The organism is Aquitalea magnusonii (assembly GCF_002217795.2).
GTDB lineage: Bacteria > Pseudomonadota > Gammaproteobacteria > Burkholderiales > Chromobacteriaceae > Aquitalea > Aquitalea magnusonii_B.
This window is the reverse complement of record NZ_AP018823.1, coordinates 2,000,571-2,024,011: the sequence shown is the minus strand read 5'-3', so window position 1 is coordinate 2,024,011 and position 23,441 is coordinate 2,000,571. Positions and strand designations below refer to the sequence as shown.

The window sequence follows — 23,441 nt, the reverse complement described above, 5'->3', positions numbered from 1 at the left end:
TGCTGACTGACAGAACAGGGTTTTACCAGTCTTCCGGCAGCCCTTCCTTCAGCGTGGACACATAGCTGGCGGTACGCGGGTTTTGCGGGTGCAGGAATAACTGGCGGCTGCTGCCTTGCTCCACGATGCGGCCATCTTCCAGAAACACCACGGTGTCGGCCAGTGTGGCGGCCAGCCGCAGGTCGTGGGTGGCAATCAGCATGGTCATCTTGTTGGCAGCCAGTTGGCGCAGCACGGCCACCACTTCGCTGGCCAGCTCCGGGTCCAGTGCCGAGGTGGGTTCGTCACACAGCAGCAGGCCGGGGGACTGGGCCAGTGCGCGGGCGATGGCCACCCGTTGCTGCTGGCCGCCGGACAGGGTGCCGGGCCAGGCATCCGCCTTGTGCGCCATGCCCACTTGTTGCAGCAGTTCACGGGCGCGGGCTTCGGCCTGGGCACGCGGCCATTTCTTCACCACCAGCAGGCCTTCCATTACGTTTTCCAGCGCGGTGCGATGCGGAAACAGTTGGAAGTTCTGGAATACCATGCCGGTTTGCAGACGCAGGCGATGCATGTCCTGACGGCCCGGCTGGGCATGGCCATGGCCAAACTGCAGGCTGGCATCGCCCAGGGTAATCTGTCCGGCGCTGGGGGTTTCCAGCAGATTGATGCAACGCAGCAGGGTGCTCTTGCCGCTGCCGGACGGGCCGATCAGCGCCGTCACCTGGCCGGGCGGCACATGCAGCGAGACATCCTTGAGCACATGCTGGCTGCCAAAATGCTTGTCGATATTGTGCAGTTGAATCATTTCGTCTCCTGGGCCTGGTGCAGGTGCTGGCCAAAGCGGGCTTCCAGTTTTTGCTGGCCGGCGGACAGCACGGAGCTGAACAGCAGGTAGATCAGCGCAGTTTCGGTATACAGGATCAGCGGTTCATAGGTGACCGAGGCAATGCGCTGCGCGGCTTGGAAGATTTCCGGCACGGTCAGCACCGCGGCCAGCGAGGTGTCCTTGATCAGCGAGATGAAGGTATTGGCCAAGGGCGGCACGGCCACGCGGCTGGCCTGCGGCAAAATGGTGCGGCGCATGGCCTGGGCCCAGGTCAGGCCGATGGAATAGGCGGCTTCCCATTGGCCGCGCGGTACCGCCAGCAGGGCGGCGCGGATCACTTCCGAAGTGTAGGCCCCCACGTTCAGCGAAAAACCGATGACAGCGGCCGGCAGCGGGTCAAACACGATGCCGGCCTTGGGCAGGCCGTAAAAAATCAGGAACAGTTGCACCAGCAAGGGCGTGCCGCGGATCAGCCACACATAAAAGCGGAAGCCGTCCGCCAGCGGCTTGGGGCCATACAGCCGCACCAGCGCGGTGACAAAGCCCAGCGACAGGCCACAAGCAAAGGACAGCAGGGTAAGCGGTACGGTGAACACCAGCCCTGCATACAGCAGCGGCGGCAATGATTCCACCATCAGTTTCAACCATTCAGGCATGTGCCGACTCCATTATTGTTATCGTGTTGTGCCAACAAAATTGCCCCGTAGGACGGGGCGGCAGATTTTGACGAAACCCTCTCGTTTTCCGACAGGAAAGCGAGGCTCCCTTTCAGGGAAAGGGCGGGGGGATAGGGAGTAGACGGTAAGGCTGCGGAAGTCATGACTTAGTCGAAAGGCCCGGCTTTGCCGGGTCCAGTGAAACCGTACCTAATCACTTTGTCCGCAGCCTGCGGCCCCGCAGGACGGGGCAAGCTGGCAAGTCCGGGGCGGGATATGCTTAGTGCGACACGTCTTCGCCAAAGTACTTGAAGGAAATCTTCTGGTAAGTGCCGTCCGCCTTGATGTCAGCCAGTGCCTTGTTGATGGCGGCCTGCAGTTGCGGGTTGCCCTTGCGGAAAATGATGCCGGAGAAGTCGGCGTCCTTTTCGGTGGCGGCAATGCGCAGTTTGGAGTTGGGCTGGTGCTTTTTGTAATCCAGGAAGGATAGGCTGTCGTTGATGGTGGCATCCACGCGGCCGGAAGCCAGCAGCTCGAGCGAATCGTTAAAGCCTTGTACCGGGACGACTTCTGCACCGAAGGATTGCGCCAGCTTGCCGAAGTTGCTGGTCAGGGTGTTGGCGGACTTCTTGCCCTTGAGGTCGGCAAAGGTCTTGATCGGGCTATTGCCATTCACGATCAGCGCGGCCTTGGAGGCGATATAGGCGTTGGAGAAGTCGTACTTGGCCTTGCGGGCTTCGGTAATCGATACCTCGTTGGCCACGGCGTCGTAACGGTTGGCATCCAGGCCGGCAATCAGGCCGTCCCATTTGCCTTCGATGAATTCGGCTTTCACGCCCAGCTTGGCGGCCACCGCCTGGGCAATTTCCACATCAAAACCCACCAGCTTGCCGCTGGCATCGTGATAGGTAAACGGCGCGTATGTGCCTTCGGTGCCCACGCGGATGACACCGGCGGATTTGATCTTGGCAAGGTCTTCAGCGGCGGCAAGGCCCGGCAGAATGGAGGCGAGCAGGGCGGCAATGGCAAATCGTTTCACAAGGTACTCCTGGCTGTTTTTGTCGTGATGTCTTGCCGCCTGGTGGCGGCCTGCGGCGACTATAACGTGGCTGCTATATTCGGATAAGCAATTAATCAAGCATTGCTTATCAGTAAAGTGAATAAGGCGGGTTTGGCCGGCAGCGCTGGCTCGTCCGCCGTTGCAGGCAGCGCGCAGGAGGCTGGTGGACTACCATGACGGTGCCATTGGCGCGTGGCCGTGTCGTCTCAAGGAGTAAACATGCACCTGTTGAGCAATATCCTGCTAATGAGCTGCCTGTTGGCGCTGCTGCCTGCTGGCCAAGCGCGGGCTGGCTTGCGCCCGGACCAGGGCGACTTGCGCCGCTTCATGCATGGCGTGGCGGCGGTGCCGGCAGCAGAACCGGGCAGTTTCAATGTGTTTTTCAGCAGCGCCGGCCTGCCGCCGCGTGGTCCGGACCGTGCCGGTAGCTGGACCCATGATGTCTATGTCCAGCCGTGGCGGGCGACGGACGGTGCCGTTGGCCGACCACGGGTATTCATTGCCAGGCCGGAAGCGCAGGAGCCGGTATCCGCTGCGCGCAATACCCGCGGACGGGTGATGCTGACCTTCGAGGATGGCTGGCGCTCGGGGCAGGAAGTCAGCCAGCGTTACGGGGTTTACGATGCCGCCTTGCGGCCGGTCAAACCCTATCCGCAAACCGTGGAGGCCGGTACCCATTCCGGCCATGTGGCGGCGGTGGGCGAGCGTTTTGTGCTGTTTTATTCCGATGGCTGGGTGGATGGCGGCGGGGTGGATGATCTGGGCAGCGGCAACGGCGTGTATGCCGGGGTTTACGATGCGGATGGCCGGCCACTGTACAGCCTGGATATTGCCGACGGGCAGCGGGCTTGGTGGCCGATGCTGGCTGGCGCAGAGCGTGTTGCGCTGCTGCTGTGGCAGCAGTTTGTCCCCGGCAGGCAGGACGCGCGGCTGAAAATGGCGCTGCTGGATGTGTACAAGGGCACCATCAGTGGTGAGCGGGTACTGTGGGAGCGCCTGCAGTATTACAGCTACAACCTGATCTGGCTGCCCGAGCCGGCCCGTTTCCTGCTGGCCGGCAATGCTGACGGCCACGGCTTTGCCATGCTGGTGGATAGTGCCGGCCGCACGCAAGCCCGGCTGGACTGCCTGCCGCTGCTGGTACGCGAGGCGGGCATGGCGGCCGCTGGCAATTCGGTTTATCTGCCGGCGGCGGATGGCCGCCTGATGCAGTTGGTGGCCGGTTCGGCCTCTTTGCGCCTGGCCGGGCTGCTAGCGGCCAGCAATGGCCGCCCGGTGAGCTGGCGGCCTCTGGGCAGTGTAGGGCTGGTGCGCAGTAATGGGCTGCTTGACTGGCTGTCGCTGACGGAGGCCGGGCCGCAGTGGCTGCATTTCGATCCGGCAATGGCAGTGCCTGCCGGTGCTGCCGATTCCTGCCGCCAGACAGGCTGAGCAGACCGGGCGCGCGTGCCTGGCCGCCGCTATTGCGCTGCGGGCAGGGCGCATCCCATCGTTATCTCCATCCTGTAGCAACTGACCCTGCGCCGTGCCGGTGGCGGGGGCTTTGCCGTTGATTTCATTCCAGAGTCATTGCGTCCCGCTTTGATTGATTCGTATCAATTTCAGCAAAAATGCCAAGGACGTAGGATGCATGCGCTAGCACCTTGCTGGCCGTAGTGGCCACCATGCTGCAGCCCGATCAGGGCAGTGTCCATATTCTGGGTTTGGATGCACGCCGCCAGGCGGCTGACATCCGCCGCCAGTTGGGCGTGGTGTTTCAGGATGGCGCGCTGGAGCCGCGCTTGTCGGTGTGGGACAACCTGCTGCTGATTGCCTGTTGCTATGGTTTTGCCGGTGCCGCCGCCCGCAGCCGCTGCGCGGCGCAACTGGCGGCCTGCGGCTGGGAGCCGATGGCCGGGCGCAGGGTGGAAAGTCTGTCCGGTGGTCAGCGTCGGCAACTGGAACTGATGCGGGCCAGCCTGGCCGCACCGCGCCTGCTGCTGCTGGATGAGCCTACCCAGGGGCTGGATGAGGCTGCCAGCCGGGCATTCTGGCAACAGATCGCCGGGCTGCGTCAACAGGGGGTGACGGTGTTGTTCAGCACCCATCGGCCAGAAGAAGCCGCGGCGGCAGAGCAGTGCATCCGGCTGGTGGATGGCCGGCTGCAGCCCATTGCGGCTGCCACGGCGGGAGCGCGCTGATGCTGCCGCAAACGCTGTTGCTGCTGATCTGGCTGGAACTCAAGCGCTACTGGCTCAATCCACTGCGCATCCTGCTAAGCCTGGCGCAGCCGCTGATGTATCTGTTTATTCTGGGGGCCGGTCTTGCTGGTGGCACCTATGCGCTGGACAGCCGTTATCAGGCTTATATCTATCCGGGCATCGTGGCCATGTCGCTGATGTTTGCCGCCGCATCGGCAGCGGTGGGCGTGGTGCATGACCGTCAGGTGGGAGTGTTCAGGGCGCTGCTGGTTTCTCCCTTGCCGCGCAGCACGCTGGCGCTGGCCAGAATCCTGTCCTGTACCGTTGTGGCGCTGGTGCAATCGGTATTGCTGCTGCCGTTTGCCCCGGTGTTGGGGCTGGCTTTTTCGCCGCTGTCGCTGCTGTCTTTCCTGCTGGCCATGTGCTTGTGCGCGCTGGTTTTTTCGGCACTGGCGCTGGTGATGGCGCTGCCTTTCCGTTCTGTGATGGTGTTTCCGGTGGTATCCAACACGCTCACCCTGCCGATGTTCTTGTTGTCCGGGGCCTTGTACCCGCTGGAACTGGCACCAGCCTGGCTGCAAGGGCTGGCCAGGCTGAATCCAGCCGCGTACGCGGTGGACTTGCTGCGCGGCGTGCTAGGAGGGCGTTATTCCGCGCTGCCCGCAAACAGCGCCGTATTGCTGCTGATCGCCATGCTGGCAGCCGCTTGGGTGGTCCGCTCACTGCAGGGCAGGGGCGGACGGCTGTGAGGTGGGTGTTCAGCGGCGGCTGGATGCGGACAGCCTGACTTCCAGCCGGTGCTGGAACAGTTCCAGCACGATGGACAGCAGCCAGTACAGGATGGCCGCGGTGAGCAGCATCTCCATATAGCGGTAAGCCGAACGGCCATAGCTTTGCGCCAGGAACATCAGCTCCCACAGGCCCATCACCGACACCAGCGAGGAGTCCTTCAACATGGAAATGAACATGCTGAAGGTGGGTGGCACCGCCACTTTCATTGCCTGCGGCAAAATGATGTGGCGCATGATGGCCTGCGGCTTGAGCCCCAGTGCCTTGCCGGCATCCCACTGACCACGGTGGATGGACAGAATGGCGGAGCGGAATACTTCGCTCAGGTAAGCGCCATAGCACAGCGCCAGCGCGGCCACACCGGACGGAATGGCGGTGGGTACGACTCCCAGCTGCGGCAGGCCCAGGTAGATCAGCAGGATCTGCACCAGGAGCGGCGTACCCTTGAAGAAGGAATTGTAAAAGGTGGCCAGGCCGTACAGCAGCGGGTTTTGCGACAAGCGGCCCAGCGCAGACAGCATGCCAATCATCACCGCCAGCACGGTGGACAGCAGGCAGAGCAACAGGGTAAGCGGAATGCCCTGGATAAAGCCTTCCGGGCTTAATTCCAGCCCGGCCAGCAGGGGCAGCTTGCTCAGGGCAAAGTGGTAGTCCAGTTCAAAGGCATTGACGAACCAGACAAAGCCGCCCAGCAGACACAACATGACCAGGCCGACTTGCAGCCTGAATCGATTTTCCAGTTTCATGATGCGGACAGACAAAAGCAGAAAGCCCCGGACGGCTGCATGCCGCCACGGGGCTGGTTCTTAGTTGGTGATATCGCTGCCAATCCATTTTTTGGAAATGGCGCTGAGCGTGCCGTCTTTCTTCAGCTCGGTAATGATTTGTTTGACGCGGGCATTCCATTGCGCATCGCCCTTGTCCACGGCCACCCAGTTGGGTTCCTGGTACAGCGGGCTGCCCACAATGCGGAACTTGCCGGTCTTGCTGATGCGTTCACGCGCGGTCACCAGGTTGGAAATCACCGCATCCACGCGCTTGCCCGCGCCCAGCGCCAGGTCCTGGTAGGCCAGTTCCTCGTTGTCATACGGCGCAATCACCACCTTGTTGAAGGGGTAGGCCGGCTGCACGGCATTCGGCGCTTCAATGATCAGCTTCTTCTGCAGATAGCTTTCATAGGAGGAGCCTTGCTGTACGGCAATCTTCTTGCCCTCCAGGTCCTTGATGCTGCGGGTTTTCTTGTCAGCCACATTGGCAATCAGTACTGCCGGCGAGTTGTAGTAGAACACCGGGAAGTCCAGTACCTGGGCTCTTTCCTTGTTGGGCGTCATCGAGCAGATGCAGATATCCCAACGCGCGCCCCATTTGCCGGCGGCAATCACTTCCCAGGACGGGGTGTCCAGTTTCAGCTTGACGCCCAGCTTTTTCGCCACGGCCTTGGCCACATCCACATCAAAGCCATCCAACTGGTTTTTGCTGTTAAGGAAGGAGTAGGGCGGGTAGCTTTCCAGCAGCACGCCGCGCAGTACGCCGCTTTTCTGCACGTGGTCCAGGGTGGCACCGGCATGGCTCTGGCTGGCGGCCAGCAGGGCAAGGGCGGTCAGCGTCTTGGTGATCTTGGTTTGTCTTTGGAACATTTTTATGGTCTGAATGCTGTTTGGGTGTTAATCTATATATCAAACTATTATAATAATTACCAATTTGTTTGCGTATAAATATATAACATTTTCACGCATCATGCACGCCGCAGGCGCTGCTGATCGCGCTGAATTGCCTGGATAAGCATATGAGCCAAACCCTGATTCTCGATGGCGGCATGGGCCGCGAACTCAAACGCATTGGTGCGCCGTTCCAGCAGCCGGAATGGTCGGCACTGGCGCTGCTGGAAGGTCCGCATTTTGTCGAGCAGGCACATGATGCCTTCGTCAATGCCGGAGCCCGCGTGATTACCACCAACAGCTACGCCGTGGTGCCGTTTCACATCGGCCAGCAGCGTTTCGAGCAGCACGGCGAGCGTCTGGCCGCATTGGCGGGTGAGCTGGCCCGCCGCAGCGCGAACAAGGCCGCGCATGCGGTACTGGTGGCAGGTTCGCTGCCGCCGGCGCTGGGTTCCTATCGCCCCGACCTGTTCAACGAGGCGGATTCACTGGCCATTCACCGGGTGCTGATTGCCGGGCTTGCGCCGCATGTGGACGTATGGCTGGCCGAAACCCAAAGCTCGCTGGCCGAGGTGCGCGCCGTGCGTCAGGCATTGGGCGAGCAGGATAAGCCGCTGTGGCTGTCCTTCACCCTGCAGGATGAAGATGTCGACAGCGTGGCACGGCTGCGCTCCGGCGAAACCGTCAGCGCGGCCGTGGCCGAAGCCATCAAGCTGGGCGCGGCTGCCGTGCTGTTCAACTGCAGCCAGCCCGAGGTGATGGAAGCGGCGCTGGATGCCGCCAATGCCGTGCTGCAAGAACAAGGCCAAAGCCTGCAACTGGGCGTGTATGCCAATGCCTTCCCGCCCACCCCGAAAGATGCCAAGGCCAATGCCACGCTGGACGAAATCCGTGCCGACCTGACACCGCAAAACTACCTGGGCTGGGCCGAGCGCTGGGTAGGCAAGGGGGCAGGTATTGTGGGCGGCTGCTGCGGCATTACGCCGGAACACATCGCCAGACTGGCGCAACAACTGGGCTAGTCAGGACGGCGGGCCGGGTGGCAGGCCATGCGCTTGCCAACCGGCCCGCGGCCTTTTCGGGCCGCTGCTGCTGGCGGCTCCGCTGTTTACATCACCCCCCCTCTGGTGGCGCTTCCTGCTGCCGCCTTGTCTTGCCGGCCACCTTGGCCGCCTGAGCGCCTGACACTTACCCGTTGCTGTTGGCCCCATGCGCCAGGCTTGCCAGCTTTGCTGCCCATCGCACTCCCAAGCCTTGCTGCTTTTACTGGCTTGCTGTCACCGCGGTGCCGGATGACGGAAATCCGTCCATTTTCTTGGGACTTGTTTACGGCATGCCGTAGGGCCATGGCATGCGGCATAAATAATACGGTTTAAAATCAACGGGTTTATTTTAAAATTTACCTGGCATGGATATTGCGCTCCGGGTGGGTGACAGGCACTTATCCCTATGAGAACACTATGCAAATCACTCACCGCATTATCCTGACCCAGGCGGTCGGCTTGCTGGCCATGCTGCTCGTTGGTTCTTACGGACTCTGGCAGTTGCATCAAGCCCAGCAGCGTTTCCGGTTTGTGTCACTCAATACGACGGCCAGCATTGCCGCCATTACCGAGGCGCAGCACAGCATGGCAGAAATGCGGCTGGCAACCCTGAAGTTTCTGGTGGCACCGGATACAACCATACGCCAGGCCGCCAGGCAGGCCATGCTCGACAATGATCGCAAGCTGGATGACTTTCTGGCCGGCTACCGCGCGCACCACGCCAGCGACGAGGCCGACATGCGGATGCTGGCTGCCGATCAGCAAGCCCTGGAGCGCTACCGGACGGTAAGGGATCGCGTGGTCAGCCAGAGTGCCACCGACCGCGACGGTGCATTCCGTGCGCTGGTGGTGGATGCCCGCGCCATGAGCACGGCGCTGGGGCAGCGCTTTAATGAGCACGTTGCCTACATCTTTCAGCAGGTACACAGCCTGGATCAGCAAAACCAGGACAGCTACAGCGCCTCGATGCAAATGGCCATTGGCCTGATGGCCTTGTCACTCATCGCATCCGGCGTGCTGGGTGCGCAATTGTTCCGCACCATACGCCGCGGCCTGGCGGGCATGCAAGGCAGCATGCTGGAGGTCAGCCGCACCCTGGACTTCACCCAGCGCGCCAAGGTACAGCAGCAGGATGAAATCGGTTGCACCGCCGAGGCCTTCAATCATCTGCTGGCCGTGCTGCAGGCAAATCTGGGCAGCATCCTGCAAGGCGCGCAACAGGTTGCCCAGGCTTCGGCACTGATGTCCGACACCGCCGGACAAGTATCCTGCGCATCGTCAGAGCAAAGCCAGGCAGCCGCAAGCATGGCGGCAACCATAGAAGAAATGACCGTCAGCATCAATCACATTGCCAGCCGTGCGCAGGAAGCCAATGCACAGTCCGGCAATGCCGGCCAGTTGCTTGCCGAATGCTCGGACATTGTCGGGCAGACCATCACGGACATTCGCGAGATTGCCACTATGGTAGAAACCGCATCCGCCAGCATCCGCGCACTGGAAGACGACAGTGGCAAGGTCAGCATGGTGGTAATGGTGATCCGCGACATTGCCGACCAGACCAATCTGCTGGCACTGAACGCAGCCATCGAAGCCGCCCGTGCCGGCGAACAGGGGCGCGGTTTTGCCGTGGTGGCAGATGAGGTTCGCAAGCTGGCCGAGCGTACCGCGCGTTCAACACAGGAAATCGCGACAACCATCGACACCATGATTACCCGCGCGCAACAAGCCTTTGAACAGATGCAGTCGGCAGAGCAACGGGTAAGCAGTGGCGTGGCCAGGGCAGACCTGGCCGATCATGCCATCAAGCAAATCGGCACCGCCTCGGCCGCTGCCGGCAATCTGGTGGATGAAATCAGCGCGGCCATCAGCCAGCAGGGCGTGGCCAGCGACAATATTGCCGGGGAAGTGGAGCGCAGCGCACAGATGGCAGAACAAGCCAATGCCGCCGCGCAAACCACGGCGGATACGGCAAGCCATCTGGCACAACTGGCAGAAAAACAAATCGCCACCCTGCAAGCCTACACGCTGTAAACCACACGGACTGCCGCAGCATCTGGCAGTCCGTGGGTGTCACCCTTAGCTAACAAGGCATGAAAAAAGCCATTGAGAATCAGTAAATACTGATCATCAATGGCTTTTAGAGGTTCTGGTGGAGGCGGCGGGAATCGAACCCGCGTCCGAAAGTCCTCTACAGTGAGTTCTACATACTTAGTCGTGTCATTTGGATTTAACCTCCGCTACGCCGACGGACAGGCTGAGCTTTGGCGAGTTACCTAAAGTTTCGCACCAGACCAAGTAACCCGGAAAGGCACTAGCAGATGTAGAGTGACACTACAGGGTTTTGACGCCCCCGGCCCATCTGCGAACCGTTGTAGTGTCTAGCCGGCCGTTAGGCTGCTAGAGCGTAAGTTTCGTCGTTTGCGACTAAAAAAATTCAGTGTTTTACGGGGTGACTGAAATCCCGGTATGCCCTCATCTGCTTCGCAACCCCCGTCGAAACCAGGTCGCCCCCAGATAAGACTGACAAGTATATAGAACAAAGCCCGCTCGCGCCAGCCTGCTGGCAGGGATGGGGCGCTTACTTGCCGGAAATCTGTACGCCCTGGGCCTGCTTGTCGGTATTGATGCGCAGGATGATGTGTTTGGCCGACACGCCGGACGCCACCAGGAACTGCTTCACGGCCACGGCGCGGGCATGGGCCACGGCGCGGGCGTTGCTGGTGCTGCCGCGCTGGCAGTAGCCACGCACGATCAGCTTTTTGTCGGACTGGAAGCTGGCAATCTGGCGCAGAATCTGGCCCTTGCCCACTTCATCCAGCTCTCGGCTGTCGTTGGCAAACGGTACAAATGCCGGATTGGCGGCCATATTGGCATCAATCTTCTTGTCGAGGGCGGCTTTGGCGAGTGCTGCGCTGTCTGTCACCGGCTGGGCGGCTTGCGGTGCGGCGGCTACCGGGGTGCTGGCCGGAGCCTGCGGTGCCTTGTTGCTGGAACAGGCAGACAGGGCGAGGCTAGCAAGACAGCAAAGCAGAATGCGTTTCATGGTAAGAGTATCCAGTTGCGGGAAAGTAAAGTGCGCCAGGACAAACCTTGGCGCAGTCACGCATGGCCTGTTGGCCATACTCTCTTGTCTTAACGCATTGGCGGCGGATGGGATGACATGCGGCGCGATATTGCGGCTGCAGTTGCCTTTGCAGCTAACAAAATCGCGCCGCATCCCTGGGCAAGCGGTACTGCCGCCGGCCATGGCGGCAGTGCGGCCAGGTGCTGCAAGGCGGCAGCAGGTTTTTGTTAGTGGTTCTTATCCTGGCGGAACAGTGCCCACTCTTCGAGCAGTTGGCCGTCTGGCAGTCGGCACATGGCGTATTCATTACCTGTCTGGTCCTGACGTGGCAGTAGCTGGCCTCCGCGCTGCAGGCAATGCAGCGACGCCGGATTGGCCAGCCCAACTGCAGGCATGGCAGGGCTGGCCGGTGCGGTAGTGCAGGCAGACAGTACAGCAGCAAGCGAGAGGGCAAATAGCAAGGTGGTGGTGCGCTGTGTCATGGCAGATGGCAGTGTTGGCGTGGTGTTGCAGTATAAAGGCGGCTTCCGCTTGTGTGGTCGTAAAACTGGCAGAAACCGCCGCCTGTGTCATGCCGGCGGGTGCCGCCGGGATGCTAGTTTCTCTTGTTTGCTCCCGCACAGGTTTTGCCATGACCCATACCCACAGCCCGCATCCGCAAGCGGTAGGCCCGCAGTTTTCCCTGGCCAAGATGCAACAAGCCCGCGATCTTACCTTTGACGCCATTCACCGCATTGCCGCGCAGATCCGTCCCGGCATGACCGAGCGGCAAGCCAAGGCCGTGGCGCGCCGCACGTTGGAGGCCATGGGAATGGAGCGGATCTGGCACGGCATCGTCATCCGCTTTGCGTGCAATACGCTGCAAACCTTCCACCAGCAAAGCAAGCCGGAGATTGTGCTGGCGGAAAACGATATCTATTTCATCGATCTTGGCGTGGTGTGGGATGGTCACGAAGGTGATGCCGGTGCCAGCTTTGTGGTGGGCGATGATGAGCAGATGCGGGCCTGCGCGCTGGCGGCACAGACGCTGTGGCAACGGGTGCGTGACTGGTGGCAGCGCACCGGCTGTGCCGGAGCCGCCTTGTATGATTACGCGGCCCGGCAGGCCGCTGCCATGGGCTGGCAGCTGAATCTGGAAGTGCGCGGCCATCGGGTGTCCGACTTCCCGCATGCCATTTATCAGGCGGGCAAGCTGGGCGACTTTGCCGCCTGTCCGGACACCGGCTTGTGGATTCTGGAAATCCAGATTCGCCATCCCGTCTTGCCCTATGGGGCCTTCTATGAAGATTTGCTGCTGCGGCGGACGGAATAAGGCAGCGGGGCAAGGTGGCCGCCGGGCTGGCCTGTGCTGGCGATGCCGGCAGAGGGGGCTGCGTGACGCCAGTGTGGATTAGGTCTAGAATAGCTATTCATTTATCTATTCATAATTCAATTCACATCATGTCGCGTCATGCAGATTCCATCCGCCAACAACTGGCTGCCGGGCTTTGTACCGCCAGGCAACTTGTTGAAAAAACAGGCTTAAGTCAGCCGACGATATCGCGCGCGCTGTCTGCCCTGGGCGAAGAGGTGGTGCGGCTGGGTGCCGGGCCAGCTATTCACTATGCGCTATTCGACAGCACTCGCAGCGCACTGGCGGTGCCGGTGTACCGCGTCAGCGACGCCGGGCAAATCCGCCAACTGGGCCGCTTGCTGCCAGTGCGGCCACAAGGCTTTGTCATGCAGCAGGCCGATGGCATCACCCTGCACAGCGACGGGCTGCCATGGTGGCTGTACGATATGCGGCCCCAGGGCTATCTGGGCCGGGCTTATGCCTCCGCCCATGCAGGCAGCCTGCAACTGCCGGCCAATCCGGAACACTGGAGTGATGCCGAAGTGCTGCGTGCCTTGCTGGCACATGGTCATGATGTGATTGGCAATTTGCTGATAGGCGACGCTGCCCGTGAGCATTTTCTATCCATGCCGCTGCCGCAAGCAGTCAGGCCGCAACACGACTACCCGCGCCTGGCCAGTGCCGCCAGTGCGGGCGAGCTGCCCGGTTCCTCCGCCGGTGGCGAGCAACCCAAATTCTGCGCCTACCGCGAACACGGCCACGTGCTGGTGAAGTTTTCCGCCGCCGATGACAATCCGGTCAGCCAGCGCTGGCGCGATCTGCTGTTGGCCGAGCATCTTGCCCTTGCCGTACTGGGGGTGGCCAGCAGCGTGGTGGATTGTGGCGCGCAGCGCTTTCTGGAAGTACCCCGCTTTGACCGCATCGGTACGCTGGGGCGGGTAGGGGTGTTTTCCTTGCGCGCGCTGGATGCCGAATTTGTCGGCGCCGCCCATGCACCGTGGCCGGTGGTGGTGCAGCGGCTGGTGGCGGCAGGCCATGTCACGCCGCAGTCCCATGCCGGTGCCGCCTTGTTATGGGCGTTTGGCACGCTGATTGGCAATACCGACATGCACAGCGGCAATCTGTCCTTCACCAGCCTGCATGGCCGCCCCTACCAACTGGCCCCGGCCTACGACATGCTGCCCATGGCCTTTGCCCCGCGCAGCGGTGGTGCGCTGGTGGACACGCTGCCGCCCGCTGTGCTGAGCGCAGAGGTAGATGCGGCCTGCTGGCAGCAGGCCCTGGCCCTGGCACAGGACTACCATGCCCGCCTGCTTAGTCATCCGGCTTTCTCTGCCAGCTTCCGCCCCTGCATTACTGCATTGGGCGCGCATATCGACACTGCCGCCGTGCGCATTGCGCGGCTGGGCTGAACCCGGCCCGCAGCCGGGTTCTACTCCGGCCCAATTGTCCGGTCTTCCGCCGCCTCCACCCGCCACGCCTGTTTGTTCATCCGTCTGGCCAATAGCTGATGGCAAGCCTCCGCCAACCGCAGTAATTCCACATTGCTGCTGGGCAAACCATCCGGCGCGGCAATGTGCTGAGCCAGTGCCTGCAAGGGTGTGGCCTGGCTGTTGAGCGCCACCAGTCGGCCATGTGTATGGCGGCTGGGGTGGTTGGGGGTGAAGCGCAGCGTCAGCAGCCAATGGCCGTGCTGCCAGCCTTGTCCCTGTTCCAGAACCGCACGTAATACCGCATGGCTGATCTGCTGCCCGGCCTCCGCAGCCATGGCCAGTGCCTGGTCGTGGCGTGGGGCGTCGCTTGGGCGCTGCTGCAGGGCAGGGAGGACTTGGTGGTTCAGCCAGTGGCGCAGGCGTTCCGTAGCGGGGCGATGGATTTGGCGCAGCACCTGTTGCAGAGTGTTTTCCGGCCAGTAGTGTTGCGGGCTGTCGTGTGGTGGGTGTTTACAGCAGGGATGTTGTTGGAGGATGTGTTGCAGGCGGTGGCGCAAGCGTGGGCCGAATAGTTGCAGGATGTCGTCGCCGTGCAGGCAGCAGGTGTGGGGGTGGAGGTGCAGGCGGATGGGTTTGCCGAGGTAGGACAGGGTAAGGGGAGGGGGATGCAGCTTGGTTTCGGTCATGGCGATGTCCTTCACGTGCAATAGACGCAAGTTAATAGGTTGCTTACTTGGTTTTTTGCTGGTGATGGGTCGCCAAACCCGTTGCGTTGTTAAACGCAAGTCTTGGAGGCTAGCGGTCAATATCCATTGCGGCAATAGATGGTTGTGCGAGTGGGATTGACCAATGGTTCAGCCCTAAGCGGGAATCCGCTGCGCGGATAATGTTTTGTGTTGCCGCTTCCGCGCGGCGGACGGGAAAGAGGGCTTGAGTGGCCAAGCCCTCCTTCACCTCCAAGGCCACCCCACAAGCATGGCCTGCGGCTGCCCGACAGGTCCCGACCGGTGCGAGGCGCGCCTGAACTCGCGATTTGCTAACGTCAAATCGCTCAAACAAGGCAGGCGCTTAAAACCTCGCCCCGGCCACCCGTCGGCATGCTTGACGGGGCCATTGGTCGCATCGGTTTGGTGGTTTTTCGATGGGGAAAATGGATTTATTCGGCAGCGTTGAGCGGTGGATCGCCCCTTTGAGGCCTCCACCCTACAAGGAGGCTTTGCAGGTAGGGCGGAAGCCCCAACGATTTACCGGGGCGTCCCGCCGCGAAATATGCCGGTTTTCGCTATCTGCTAACGTCAAATCGCTCAAACAAAGCAGGCGCTTAAGACCTCGCCCCGGCCACCTGTCGGCATGCTTGACGGGGCTGGTGGGCGCGTTGGTGCGGTGGTTTCAGATGATGAAAGACTTGCTGGGTATACTGATTATGTCATTGAAATATTGCGACCATGAGAGCAAGCTGCAAACAGCCAAGAAATGCATCCTGGAAGGAAGATGGAAGGGGGGCGAGATTGGTGCAGGAGATGTTACGCAGACATCGGAAAGCATGGTTCAGGCTGCCAGATAGAGATTGCTACGGCAATCGTCCGCACATCATGATGGGTATTGTTTAAAGCGGCAAACTGATATTTAGAGGCGTCAGATGGTATTTTTCGGCAAGAATCAGTCCACTTTGGAAAAAGTAAACAAGGTGCTGTTTGTAATTATTTTGGCAGAAATTCTTGCGTCCTTTGTATTCGATTGGATGCAAAAATATTCTTTGGTTTCTATTGGTATTTTAGGTGTGATTAATGTTTTAAATAGTATGATTACTAAAGAAGTAATTTATATTCGTGGTGGTGAAATTCTCTATGAGAAAAACAAAAAAACTTATATTTTTTTCATGTTTATGTATGGTGTGTTGGCATTAATGTTTCTTTATCGTGGTTTGTCAAAATTTTAGGCGCATTATCGAATCGTTCCTCCTCTTATTTTTATAATCTGTACCGACAGTAACCGGTCCCGTCAGCGCGAGCCGACGCAGACGTGCCGCGCAGGGTATTAAGCGGTCGGCTGTCCGAAGCGGCGCGACGTTAGCGCGCCGCAAGTTCCGGCCGCGCCCTGAGCGGTGCGGCTGGGGCGGGAATTCGAAGCGCTGCGGGTCGCCTTTTCTTTGGGTACTTTCTTTTGGCGAAGCAAAAGTAAAGTACCTCGACGGCGGGGCGAGACCCGCGAAGTTAGTTTTGTCTTTGATTTTTCAATATTTTCTCGGGGAGTAGGTGCCAAGAGTGTCACCCATGTTCCCGCACACCTGTCAGCCATCTCTCCGGTTTGTACCCGCTGTAGCAATACACCTGTTAGCGGATTTCAACTGTCTGACCGAGCGCCGCCGCGATATTGACCAGGGCATCCAGCGAAAACGATGCAATCTGGCCGTTCATCAACTGGCTGATGCGCGGCTGGCTGACTCCGCAGCGCCGTGCGGCTTCCGCCTGGGTCAGTCCTTGTTCACTCAACGTGGTGGAAATCTGGCGCATCAAAGCGGCACGCACACGCAGATTGGCCGCTTGTTGCGGGTTGGATTCAAGCGCATCCCATACGCTGATGGTGCTGGGTTCCGTAATCATGGCGTGCTTCTCAATAGAAGGTCTGGCAGTTCGTCATTATCGCACTGGCCCACTGTGCCGCTGTGGCATGGCGGTGGGGGCGTATGAATGTCTAATGGTTAGTTCATACATGCTGATAAACCGAATATGCAGTTGCAATATTTGCATGATGCTATCAAGCTGTAATCTGCCTTGGAGTACATGAGGAATGCATGATGAAAGCCAAAATACGGAAGGTGGGCAAGGGCCAAGGAATCATCATTCCTAAGACACTGATTACCCTGTTTGGATTTGATGGCGAAGTGGAAATGACGACCACCTCACAAGGCATCATGCTGACCAAGCCCAAACATCAGGTTCGGGCAGGCTGGGCCGCTGCCAGCCAGCAAGCCAGGCATTGGCAGATGCAGGAGATGTTGCACTGGTATATCCCGAATTTGGCAATGAAGGAGATGAGGTACTGACATGGTAAGGCCCTGTGAGGTTTGGCTAAGCTGCTCTGAGGTGACATATCTACGCCAAAGTGCAGATGCCACCCTGCATGCACAGCAGCAGAATCGCACACCGCTCGGCCTGATCGAGTTGGATGAAGTGCTGGCAGCGCAAGACGGGGAGCGACAAACCCTGTCCAGCGAACAGAGCGCTCTGAATGCCTTGCTCCGGGATGATGAGCAGCGTCGCGACAACCAGCAAGCGCTATTCCAGCAGATCGAGCAGCAGGCCGCCGACGTCGACATCTGGCAGCGGCTCAACAGCCTGATTGGTTCGAAAGAGGGCGACAAATACCGCAAGTTTGCTCAAGGGCTGACACTGGACCATCTGATCAAGGTGACCAAATCGGCTGGGGTGGGATTTTCTAAGCTGACAGTGTGATTGTGCTAAATGCTGCCAAAGCATAGGGCGGCAACTTCATGCGACTAATTGTGCTGTTTTATTTCTGGCAATTCAGATGGGGAGTGAATTAAATGTTGGAGAAAATTGATCAAATACAGGGTGTTGGATTGCTTTGTGATGTAAATGGTAAATCTCTTAGGTTTCACAAGGGAACTTTAATTTATGCTGAAAATGGAAGGGGAAAATCTACGCTTGCAAGCTTGATGCGATCCGTTTCAATTGGAGATGCATCCTTAATAGCGGAAAGAAAGACAATTGATAGCAGCCACAAGCCCCTTGTTCATTTGCAGTTTGGAAGTGGACATAAAGTGTCATTTAGTAATAATGCTTGGTCAGAAAGCCGGAAGGAACTGGTGGTTTTTGACGCTGATTTTATTGAAAAAAACGTTCATACAGGGGGGGCTGTCAGTCCAGGTCATCGAAAAAATTTACTTGAATTTGCCCTCGGGGCCGCGGCAGTGTCTGCACGTGAGGCAGAAGACAAAGCAACGAAGGATGCTGTTGCAGCGAATGACCTACTCAAACAGTTGTCGGCTCAATTGGCAGGGTATCATCCTGGGGTGTTGCTCTCTGATTTTGAGAAAATCAATAAAATAGAAGATGCTGACTGCCAAATCGAATCCATTCAAAATCGCATAGCGGCTGCGGCAAACATTGCATCAATTCTCACACGACCATTTCCGCTAGAGGTTGAGCTTCCTCAGTTGTCCATCGAGGCTTTTTTTGAAATATTGAACACGACACTAGATGACATTCAGGAAGATGCTGAAAAAATTGTTCGAAAGCATGTTGAAAAATTAGCAATCAATAGCGCAGAAACTTGGTTAAGTTCAGCGCAATCATTTGATAATGGTATGGATTGCCCATATTGTGGCCAAGACACTTCTGGCGTAGATCTTATAAAGGCTTATCGGACGCATTTCAATGCGGCCTATGGTCAGCTTAAGGATAAAGTTTCTCGCCTAGAAAAAGGAATTGAGCTTAGAGCTGGCGAAGCTATTCTTGATGTTTTTGAATCTGGCGTAGCAAGTGCCAATTCAATTATTTCGACTTGGATTTCTGATTTTAAATTGGAATCTGTTGGCTTTGATAGGTGTGGGGCAGCAAAGTCACTCGATGAATTGAAAAAACTTCTTTTGGCACTGGCCATTAAAAAACAAGCAAATCCCGTTTTTTTCATTGGCGATGGCGCAGAATTAGCTAAGGCGCAGGAGCTCTGGAGTGCCGTTTTAGGCTTCATGCAGGAAAGTAATAAGCAAATTAGTGATGCTGGACGAGCATTGCGAGAATACACCGCAAGTTTGAAGGCAGAGAACAAAGATGATCTGCAGGTGCAAATATCTAGGCTGCAGCTTTCAAAGCGAAGATATGAGCCAGAGGTGATAGATCTATTTGATAAATTTGGGAAGGCAAAAATTAATGCTGATGGTTTTGATAAGATAAAAAAGAAAGCCAGAGATGATTTAGACACATTGATGACAAATGTGCTTGGAAAGTATGAAGATGATATAAATGCACTGCTCGCAAAGTTTGGTGCCGACTTTCGCATCGAAAAAATGGATGCGAACTTTAGAGGGGGGGCTCCGCGTAGTGAGTATGGTTTAAAGCTCCGCGGAAAATCAGTTGCCCTACAAGGGGGGGCTCCACGTTTTGCTACAGCGCTAAGCGAAGGAGACAAAAGGACGTTAGCGTTTTCATTTTTTATTGCCACAACCCTATCCGACCCAGACCTGTCGAAGCGAATAGTTGTAATAGATGATCCAATGTGTAGCTTAGATTTAAATAGAAAACACCATACAAGGGTTGTATTAAAACAGCTCTACTCAAAAGTTGAGCAATTGATCGTTTTGGCTCATGATCCATATTTTATTCGTGATATTCTTGATGATTTAAATTCCAAAGATGGGCAAACGCAAGTTAGTGTTTTTCAGCTTCGGCAGGCTCAAGATGGTTATAGCGTCTTAGAAAAATTTGATGTTGAGAAAGAGTGTGAGTCTAGGTACTATCGTCACCATAGAATGCTTTCGGAGTACTGTGAGACTGGAGCGCTAGATTCGAGGTCTGTAGCTAAGGCTATTCGACCATTTCTGGAGGGGTATCTTCACCGGCGCTTCCCAGGTTTTATTCCGCAGGGGCTTATGTTTGGTCAAGTCCTGTCGTATGCCAATGAAATGACTTTGCCACACCCGGTTGCTTATTTGCATCCGCTCATTGAAGAGCTTCAGGAAATTAATGATTACGCAGGGAAGTTTCACCATGATACGAACCCAGGCAATGCTGATACTGTACAAGTCAATTCGACGGAGTTAAAAACATTCTGTCAGCGCTCATTGCAAATTGTTCATTCTGGCTCCGCATCTTAGGGTTTTCATGCACTTAGACCCTTCTTCGTAATGTGTACAAAACAACAGCCACCATTCATGGTGGCTGTTGTTATTATAATTCTGCATATATTTTCGTCATCCCTCTATCTCCTCGCTTATAACCTGGTTGTGGTGATTCAAAATTACTATCTGTGACATCCAAATTGGTAATTTTTGATAATGTGAAAAGATTCCAATCATGACCAGCAGTGGTGTGATCGCCTGCTATTTGAAAGCAGAGTAAAGCAACGTTTCCTGCAGAAGACACTCCTACCGCATGTGGCTCTATAAGTCGATCAAGGCCATCATAGTTGAGTGAGATCACTTTTCGATCATTAATTGCAGCAATTATCTTATCAAGCATGTTTCCTTCTAGTAAAAATTCACATGGCAAATGCCATGTGAATTATAGGATCAAAATCAATAATGTACTTAATGAATGTCAGAAAAGACAAAGCCCGCGTTTGCGGGCTTTGTTGCAGCTTTATATGTCGTCGTATGCAAGCTTCTCTGTCGTTCTGGTAAGCTTATGTGTCGCTCGACGTCTATGTCAATGTCGGTTCACCCAAAGCATGAAACTACAATTCTTTTGTTTTCAATGGCATGTGTCGTGTGGTCATTAAAATAAATGAAATAAATTAGATGCAAAGTTTGAAATTATAGGGAAAATAAGTCAAATAATGAAAAATTATAGTGTTGAAGCATCCGGGTCCAAGAGAGGGAGGGGGGCGACCTATTGATCAAGGGCGCGAAGATCCAACATCCATGGCATGTCGTGTTAGATTTAAGCTCCGTCTAAGACTGGATTTTGGATTTGACTAAACAACTCCAGGCCTATCCAAAGTTCTGTTAAAACCATCTCTTGTCCTTCGAGCTATCGAAAAGCTGCTCTAGCCGAAGAGGCACCAGCAACTGACCTACCTCCTATCAGCATGTTGGCCAGAAAAGCAATGTGGTCAGGTACTCCATGTTTCATGGCCAGTTTTGGCTGTCGTCGTAGTCAGTTGCTATAAGCCTCCCCACGAGGTTTCTTGAGGTGTCAAGGAACTACAGCACGATAAAGGGAGACGCAGCTTTGTACTTATTGTATTGACCTGAAGAACTGTGTATTTGAGCAGGTGGAATTCAGACTTGAAAATAGTGAGGCCCCCAAAGGGGCCTGAGGCTAACCTAGTTCCATCACCAGTAAGTGGGCTGGGAGAGGGCTTTATAGGGCTGCGAGAGGTAGTATAACACCATTGAGCACACAGCGCTTTACCCCTGAATTCAAAGAAAAAGCTATCAAATGCGGGCGCTGGTGGTTGTTGACAGCCGTGCCAGTCATGCCTGACCAGGGCGCTGGTGCCCGCTGGCCAACATAGAACAGACAATTTAGATGAGAAAGTGGGCTTCAGCTTTCGCCCCTTTGCTGCCGGTTGACCCTTAGAAAAGCGGACGCTCAGGAACGTGTAGGTTGAGCGGCAAGCAAAGCTGCCCTGATTTGCTTGTCCGCTCGAACCAAAGTTAGGGCACAGAAGAGTTCATAACTTCGGCCGAGTTTTCCAGCTTCACCCTCCCGTTGAGAATATGCCGTCGCCTGGAGTTCCGACCAACACATACTGTCACGGCATTAAGCTCTGACGTAGCCAAGCCTGCGTTGACTTCCGCCCACACCCAGCAAGTTGCGGCGGCTCCGACCAGCAGTAAGGCTGCAATTACAATAACTCCCATCGTGGTCGACGATTGGCTTCCGGGCCAGTCGTTGCTCACCACAAGCAGTTGGACGGCGAGCATCACAGCGGCACATGTGAGTAAGCCCTTAGCAATGGCTCCCAACATGAACTTAACGATTCCACGCCCCAGACGAAGGGGAGTGGCGTAGCCCATCGGGCCGAGAATAGCGAATGCAAGGAGTTGGGGAGCAATGAGCAAGGCAAAGGGCGCCACGGCGATGCCGAAGCTCGCCTTCAGATTCAGGACCTCCGCCACTAAGAACCCCAGCAGCTTTCCAATAGGTGCATCCGAGAACACACCATTGACCAAATCCCCACTTGTAATTGCATAGACTCCGAGAGTTAGCGTGAGGAAGAACACAAAGCCAAATAGGCAAACTAGCATATTTGTTTGGCTCTGGTCGATTCGCGCAGCAGCCGCCATGATCGCGACAAAGTAGACTATTGAAATTATGACTATGAGAGAAATGGTAACTCGGGCTAAGGCGGGATTTAACTGATGCTTTGCGCCTTCGTCATTTGGTGAACCGACGGCACTATGAGGGCCGATGATGCTCCATACGAGCACCCACAGCAGGATGAAAGCCACGGGGTATATGATGCCAAACTGAATGCACTTCTTACACGAATGGCGGGTGGCCCATTTCCACCGAGTCGATAAACGAACCCTTTTTTCGATCCAACTCCATGTGGTTTTGAATGGCGCTATTTTTTTCATACTAATCCTTCGCTGGTATATCATTACTACCGTAGTTCAGCTTGAGCGGCCGTTGATGGTTGCAGTCCTGTGCGGCTGCAATGCCACTGTTAGTTGGCGCTGCCACATTCAGGCAGTCTGCTATTGATTTTAGTTATCCAGTTGAGAATCCATCATGACTTGAATACAAGGCAATATTCTTTTCCAGTTTCGGATTCAAGGCAAAATCCTAGTTTTTCATATAGGTGCCTAGCTGGGTTGCCACGTAAGACGCTGAGACGAACTACAACCCCATTTCGCTTTGCATCCTCAAGCAAGGTGTAAATAAGAAACCGGCCAATCCCTTTTCCCTGAAACCGTGGTAGGATTTGAACTTGAATAAGGTTCCATTCTTTTTCAGTTTTGAAAACTTTCATTAGCCCTACAGCATTGCCATTGATGAGAACGATCTGGGCTCCATCGTATTGATAGCGTACACGTTGAAGATGCGAATCATCATCGGTCGGTTCTCCTACGCGCGCCAAGTGTTCAGTCATGACTTGCTGGCGCAGGTCAAGGAGAAATTTTTCATCGGAGAGCTGAGCCTGTCGTAATGTAATTTCTTCACAAGTCATGGAATTTCCAGAAATTAATAACTAACCAGTCGCAATTAGTGATGTCTAAAAATTATTAATTAACCACAAGAGAATCGCATTGACAGTTGTTAATAATAAATAAAATTGCTTTTAATGCAGGCGGGTTTGTATCCACCATTTTGAGGCTTCCATCAAAGGTCTGGATCGCTATTTTTGTTGGGAAAAATGCATAAAAAGATAATCCAACATCACTCCCCTTCTCACTGATTTTTCTTTCGCAAACCTGAATTATTTTTTGTCTCAACGATATTCGCATTGTAACTAAATCCTATTAGATTGACGGACTACTGCTTGATCATATGAAAAGTGGCCATTAGTGCATTTTGCACTGCCAATATCCGCATTGTCATGACGTAGGAATAATGCGCCTACCTGCATGGCATCAGTAATGCATTTGGCACGTCCAGATTTCTTTACAACCCGGTCATTAGCCGCTGCTGTACTCAACGGCGGCTTTGTCGAGTTTAGGTATTTCGCTTCGTATATATGCAATGACCGCTTCTGGCCGAAATGCGACACAGCAAGTCACCCATC

Annotated in this window: 23 protein-coding genes and 1 other RNA gene; 11 read left to right on the top strand and 13 right to left on the bottom strand. The window is 56.1% G+C overall.

Annotation, left to right across the window (positions count from 1 at the left end; translation table 11 throughout):
* Positions 1-22 precede the first annotated feature (22 nt).
* From DLM_RS09675 to DLM_RS09665, 3 genes are all read right to left on the bottom strand, one after another.
* Positions 23-787: an amino acid ABC transporter ATP-binding protein gene (locus DLM_RS09675; RefSeq protein ID WP_089083269.1), complete on the bottom strand. Its 765-nt coding sequence runs from the start codon at positions 785-787 to the stop codon at positions 23-25.
* On the bottom strand, positions 784-1,464 hold the full coding sequence (locus DLM_RS09670; protein ID WP_089083270.1) for an amino acid ABC transporter permease: 681 nt from the start codon (positions 1,462-1,464) through the stop codon (positions 784-786). Before DLM_RS09670 ends, DLM_RS09675 begins: the two co-directional genes overlap by 4 nt.
* A gap of 280 nt (positions 1,465-1,744) precedes the next feature.
* The gene (locus DLM_RS09665) at positions 1,745-2,503 is read right to left on the bottom strand and encodes an amino acid ABC transporter substrate-binding protein (protein WP_089083271.1); all 759 of its coding nucleotides are present in this window, start codon (positions 2,501-2,503) and stop codon (positions 1,745-1,747) included.
* Positions 2,504-2,743: 240 nt separating this feature from the next.
* On the opposite strand from DLM_RS09665, the gene DLM_RS09660 reads away from it, so the two are divergent.
* The 3 genes from DLM_RS09660 to DLM_RS09650 all read left to right on the top strand — a co-directional run bounded on the left by DLM_RS09660 (position 2,744) and on the right by DLM_RS09650 (position 5,453).
* Positions 2,744-3,955: a hypothetical protein gene (locus tag DLM_RS09660; RefSeq protein WP_089083272.1), complete on the top strand. Its 1,212-nt coding sequence runs from the start codon at positions 2,744-2,746 to the stop codon at positions 3,953-3,955.
* Positions 3,956-4,188: 233 nt separating this feature from the next.
* Complete coding sequence (locus DLM_RS09655) at positions 4,189-4,704, top strand: ABC transporter ATP-binding protein (protein WP_145985821.1); 516 nt, start codon at positions 4,189-4,191, stop codon at positions 4,702-4,704.
* Positions 4,704-5,453 (top strand): ABC transporter permease, encoded by a 750-nt coding sequence (locus DLM_RS09650; RefSeq protein WP_089083274.1) that lies wholly within the window; start codon positions 4,704-4,706, stop codon positions 5,451-5,453. The genes DLM_RS09655 and DLM_RS09650 overlap by 1 nt, the downstream gene beginning before the upstream one ends.
* A 9-nt stretch (positions 5,454-5,462) precedes the next feature.
* Here the strand turns inward: DLM_RS09650 and DLM_RS09645 are convergent, their stop codons facing one another.
* Both DLM_RS09645 and DLM_RS09640 read right to left on the bottom strand, forming a co-directional pair.
* Positions 5,463-6,239, bottom strand: a complete 777-nt coding sequence (locus tag DLM_RS09645) for an amino acid ABC transporter permease (RefSeq protein WP_089083275.1) — start codon at positions 6,237-6,239, stop codon at positions 5,463-5,465.
* A 60-nt stretch (positions 6,240-6,299) separates the two neighbouring features.
* Positions 6,300-7,130, bottom strand: a complete 831-nt coding sequence (locus tag DLM_RS09640) for a transporter substrate-binding domain-containing protein (RefSeq protein WP_089083276.1) — start codon at positions 7,128-7,130, stop codon at positions 6,300-6,302.
* Positions 7,131-7,279: 149 nt separating this feature from the next.
* Here DLM_RS09640 and DLM_RS09635 point away from each other — a divergent pair, with 149 nt between their 5' ends.
* Both DLM_RS09635 and DLM_RS09630 read left to right on the top strand, forming a co-directional pair.
* On the top strand, positions 7,280-8,173 hold the full coding sequence (locus DLM_RS09635) for a homocysteine S-methyltransferase family protein (RefSeq protein WP_089083277.1): 894 nt from the start codon (positions 7,280-7,282) through the stop codon (positions 8,171-8,173).
* A 438-nt stretch (positions 8,174-8,611) separates the two neighbouring features.
* The gene (locus DLM_RS09630; RefSeq protein WP_089083278.1) at positions 8,612-10,225 is read left to right on the top strand and encodes a methyl-accepting chemotaxis protein; all 1,614 of its coding nucleotides are present in this window, start codon (positions 8,612-8,614) and stop codon (positions 10,223-10,225) included.
* A gap of 116 nt (positions 10,226-10,341) precedes the next feature.
* Here DLM_RS09630 and ssrA read toward each other — a convergent pair.
* The 3 genes from ssrA to DLM_RS09615 all read right to left on the bottom strand — a co-directional run bounded on the left by ssrA (position 10,342) and on the right by DLM_RS09615 (position 11,740).
* Positions 10,342-10,706, bottom strand: a transfer-messenger RNA (tmRNA) gene (gene ssrA, locus DLM_RS09625).
* A gap of 66 nt (positions 10,707-10,772) precedes the next feature.
* Positions 10,773-11,237, bottom strand: a complete 465-nt coding sequence (locus tag DLM_RS09620) for an OmpA family protein (protein WP_167467078.1) — start codon at positions 11,235-11,237, stop codon at positions 10,773-10,775.
* A 248-nt stretch (positions 11,238-11,485) separates the two neighbouring features.
* Positions 11,486-11,740, bottom strand: a complete 255-nt coding sequence (locus DLM_RS09615) for a DUF333 domain-containing protein (protein ID WP_089083280.1) — start codon at positions 11,738-11,740, stop codon at positions 11,486-11,488.
* Positions 11,741-11,889: 149 nt separating this feature from the next.
* Here DLM_RS09615 and DLM_RS09610 point away from each other — a divergent pair, with 149 nt between their 5' ends.
* On the top strand, positions 11,890-12,570 hold the full coding sequence (locus DLM_RS09610; protein WP_089083281.1) for a M24 family metallopeptidase: 681 nt from the start codon (positions 11,890-11,892) through the stop codon (positions 12,568-12,570).
* Between the two features lie 128 nt (positions 12,571-12,698).
* Entirely contained in the window at positions 12,699-14,003 is a 1,305-nt protein-coding gene (yjjJ, locus tag DLM_RS09605; protein WP_089083282.1) for a type II toxin-antitoxin system HipA family toxin YjjJ, read from the top strand.
* Between the two features lie 20 nt (positions 14,004-14,023).
* Here the strand turns inward: yjjJ and DLM_RS09600 are convergent, their stop codons facing one another.
* Positions 14,024-14,710: a hypothetical protein gene (locus DLM_RS09600; protein ID WP_145985820.1), complete on the bottom strand. Its 687-nt coding sequence runs from the start codon at positions 14,708-14,710 to the stop codon at positions 14,024-14,026.
* 1,001 nt (positions 14,711-15,711) lie between these two features.
* Between DLM_RS09600 and DLM_RS09590 the strand changes: the two genes are divergently transcribed.
* Positions 15,712-15,963, top strand: coding sequence for a hypothetical protein (locus DLM_RS09590; protein ID WP_145985819.1), 252 nt, complete (start codon positions 15,712-15,714; stop codon positions 15,961-15,963).
* 394 nt (positions 15,964-16,357) lie between these two features.
* Here the strand turns inward: DLM_RS09590 and DLM_RS09585 are convergent, their stop codons facing one another.
* Entirely contained in the window at positions 16,358-16,627 is a 270-nt protein-coding gene (locus DLM_RS09585; protein ID WP_197715548.1) for a helix-turn-helix domain-containing protein, read from the bottom strand.
* A gap of 191 nt (positions 16,628-16,818) precedes the next feature.
* Here DLM_RS09585 and DLM_RS09580 point away from each other — a divergent pair, with 191 nt between their 5' ends.
* The 3 genes from DLM_RS09580 (at position 16,819) to DLM_RS09570 (ending at position 19,863) form a co-directional block, all read left to right on the top strand.
* Positions 16,819-17,070, top strand: coding sequence for an AbrB/MazE/SpoVT family DNA-binding domain-containing protein (locus DLM_RS09580; protein ID WP_197715547.1), 252 nt, complete (start codon positions 16,819-16,821; stop codon positions 17,068-17,070).
* A 40-nt stretch (positions 17,071-17,110) separates the two neighbouring features.
* A complete protein-coding gene (locus tag DLM_RS09575) occupies positions 17,111-17,479 on the top strand; it encodes a hypothetical protein (protein ID WP_119313222.1) in 369 nt (122 codons plus the stop codon).
* Between the two features lie 92 nt (positions 17,480-17,571).
* Positions 17,572-19,863: an AAA family ATPase gene (locus DLM_RS09570; protein WP_089083286.1), complete on the top strand. Its 2,292-nt coding sequence runs from the start codon at positions 17,572-17,574 to the stop codon at positions 19,861-19,863.
* A gap of 73 nt (positions 19,864-19,936) precedes the next feature.
* Here DLM_RS09570 and DLM_RS09565 read toward each other — a convergent pair whose 3' ends face one another.
* From DLM_RS09565 to DLM_RS09555, 3 genes are all read right to left on the bottom strand, one after another.
* On the bottom strand, positions 19,937-20,227 hold the full coding sequence (locus DLM_RS09565) for a hypothetical protein (protein ID WP_089083287.1): 291 nt from the start codon (positions 20,225-20,227) through the stop codon (positions 19,937-19,939).
* Between the two features lie 1,139 nt (positions 20,228-21,366).
* On the bottom strand, positions 21,367-22,293 hold the full coding sequence (locus DLM_RS09560) for a hypothetical protein (RefSeq protein ID WP_089083288.1): 927 nt from the start codon (positions 22,291-22,293) through the stop codon (positions 21,367-21,369).
* 152 nt (positions 22,294-22,445) lie between these two features.
* Complete coding sequence (locus DLM_RS09555) at positions 22,446-22,886, bottom strand: GNAT family N-acetyltransferase (protein ID WP_089083289.1); 441 nt, start codon at positions 22,884-22,886, stop codon at positions 22,446-22,448.
* Positions 22,887-23,441 lie beyond the last annotated feature (555 nt).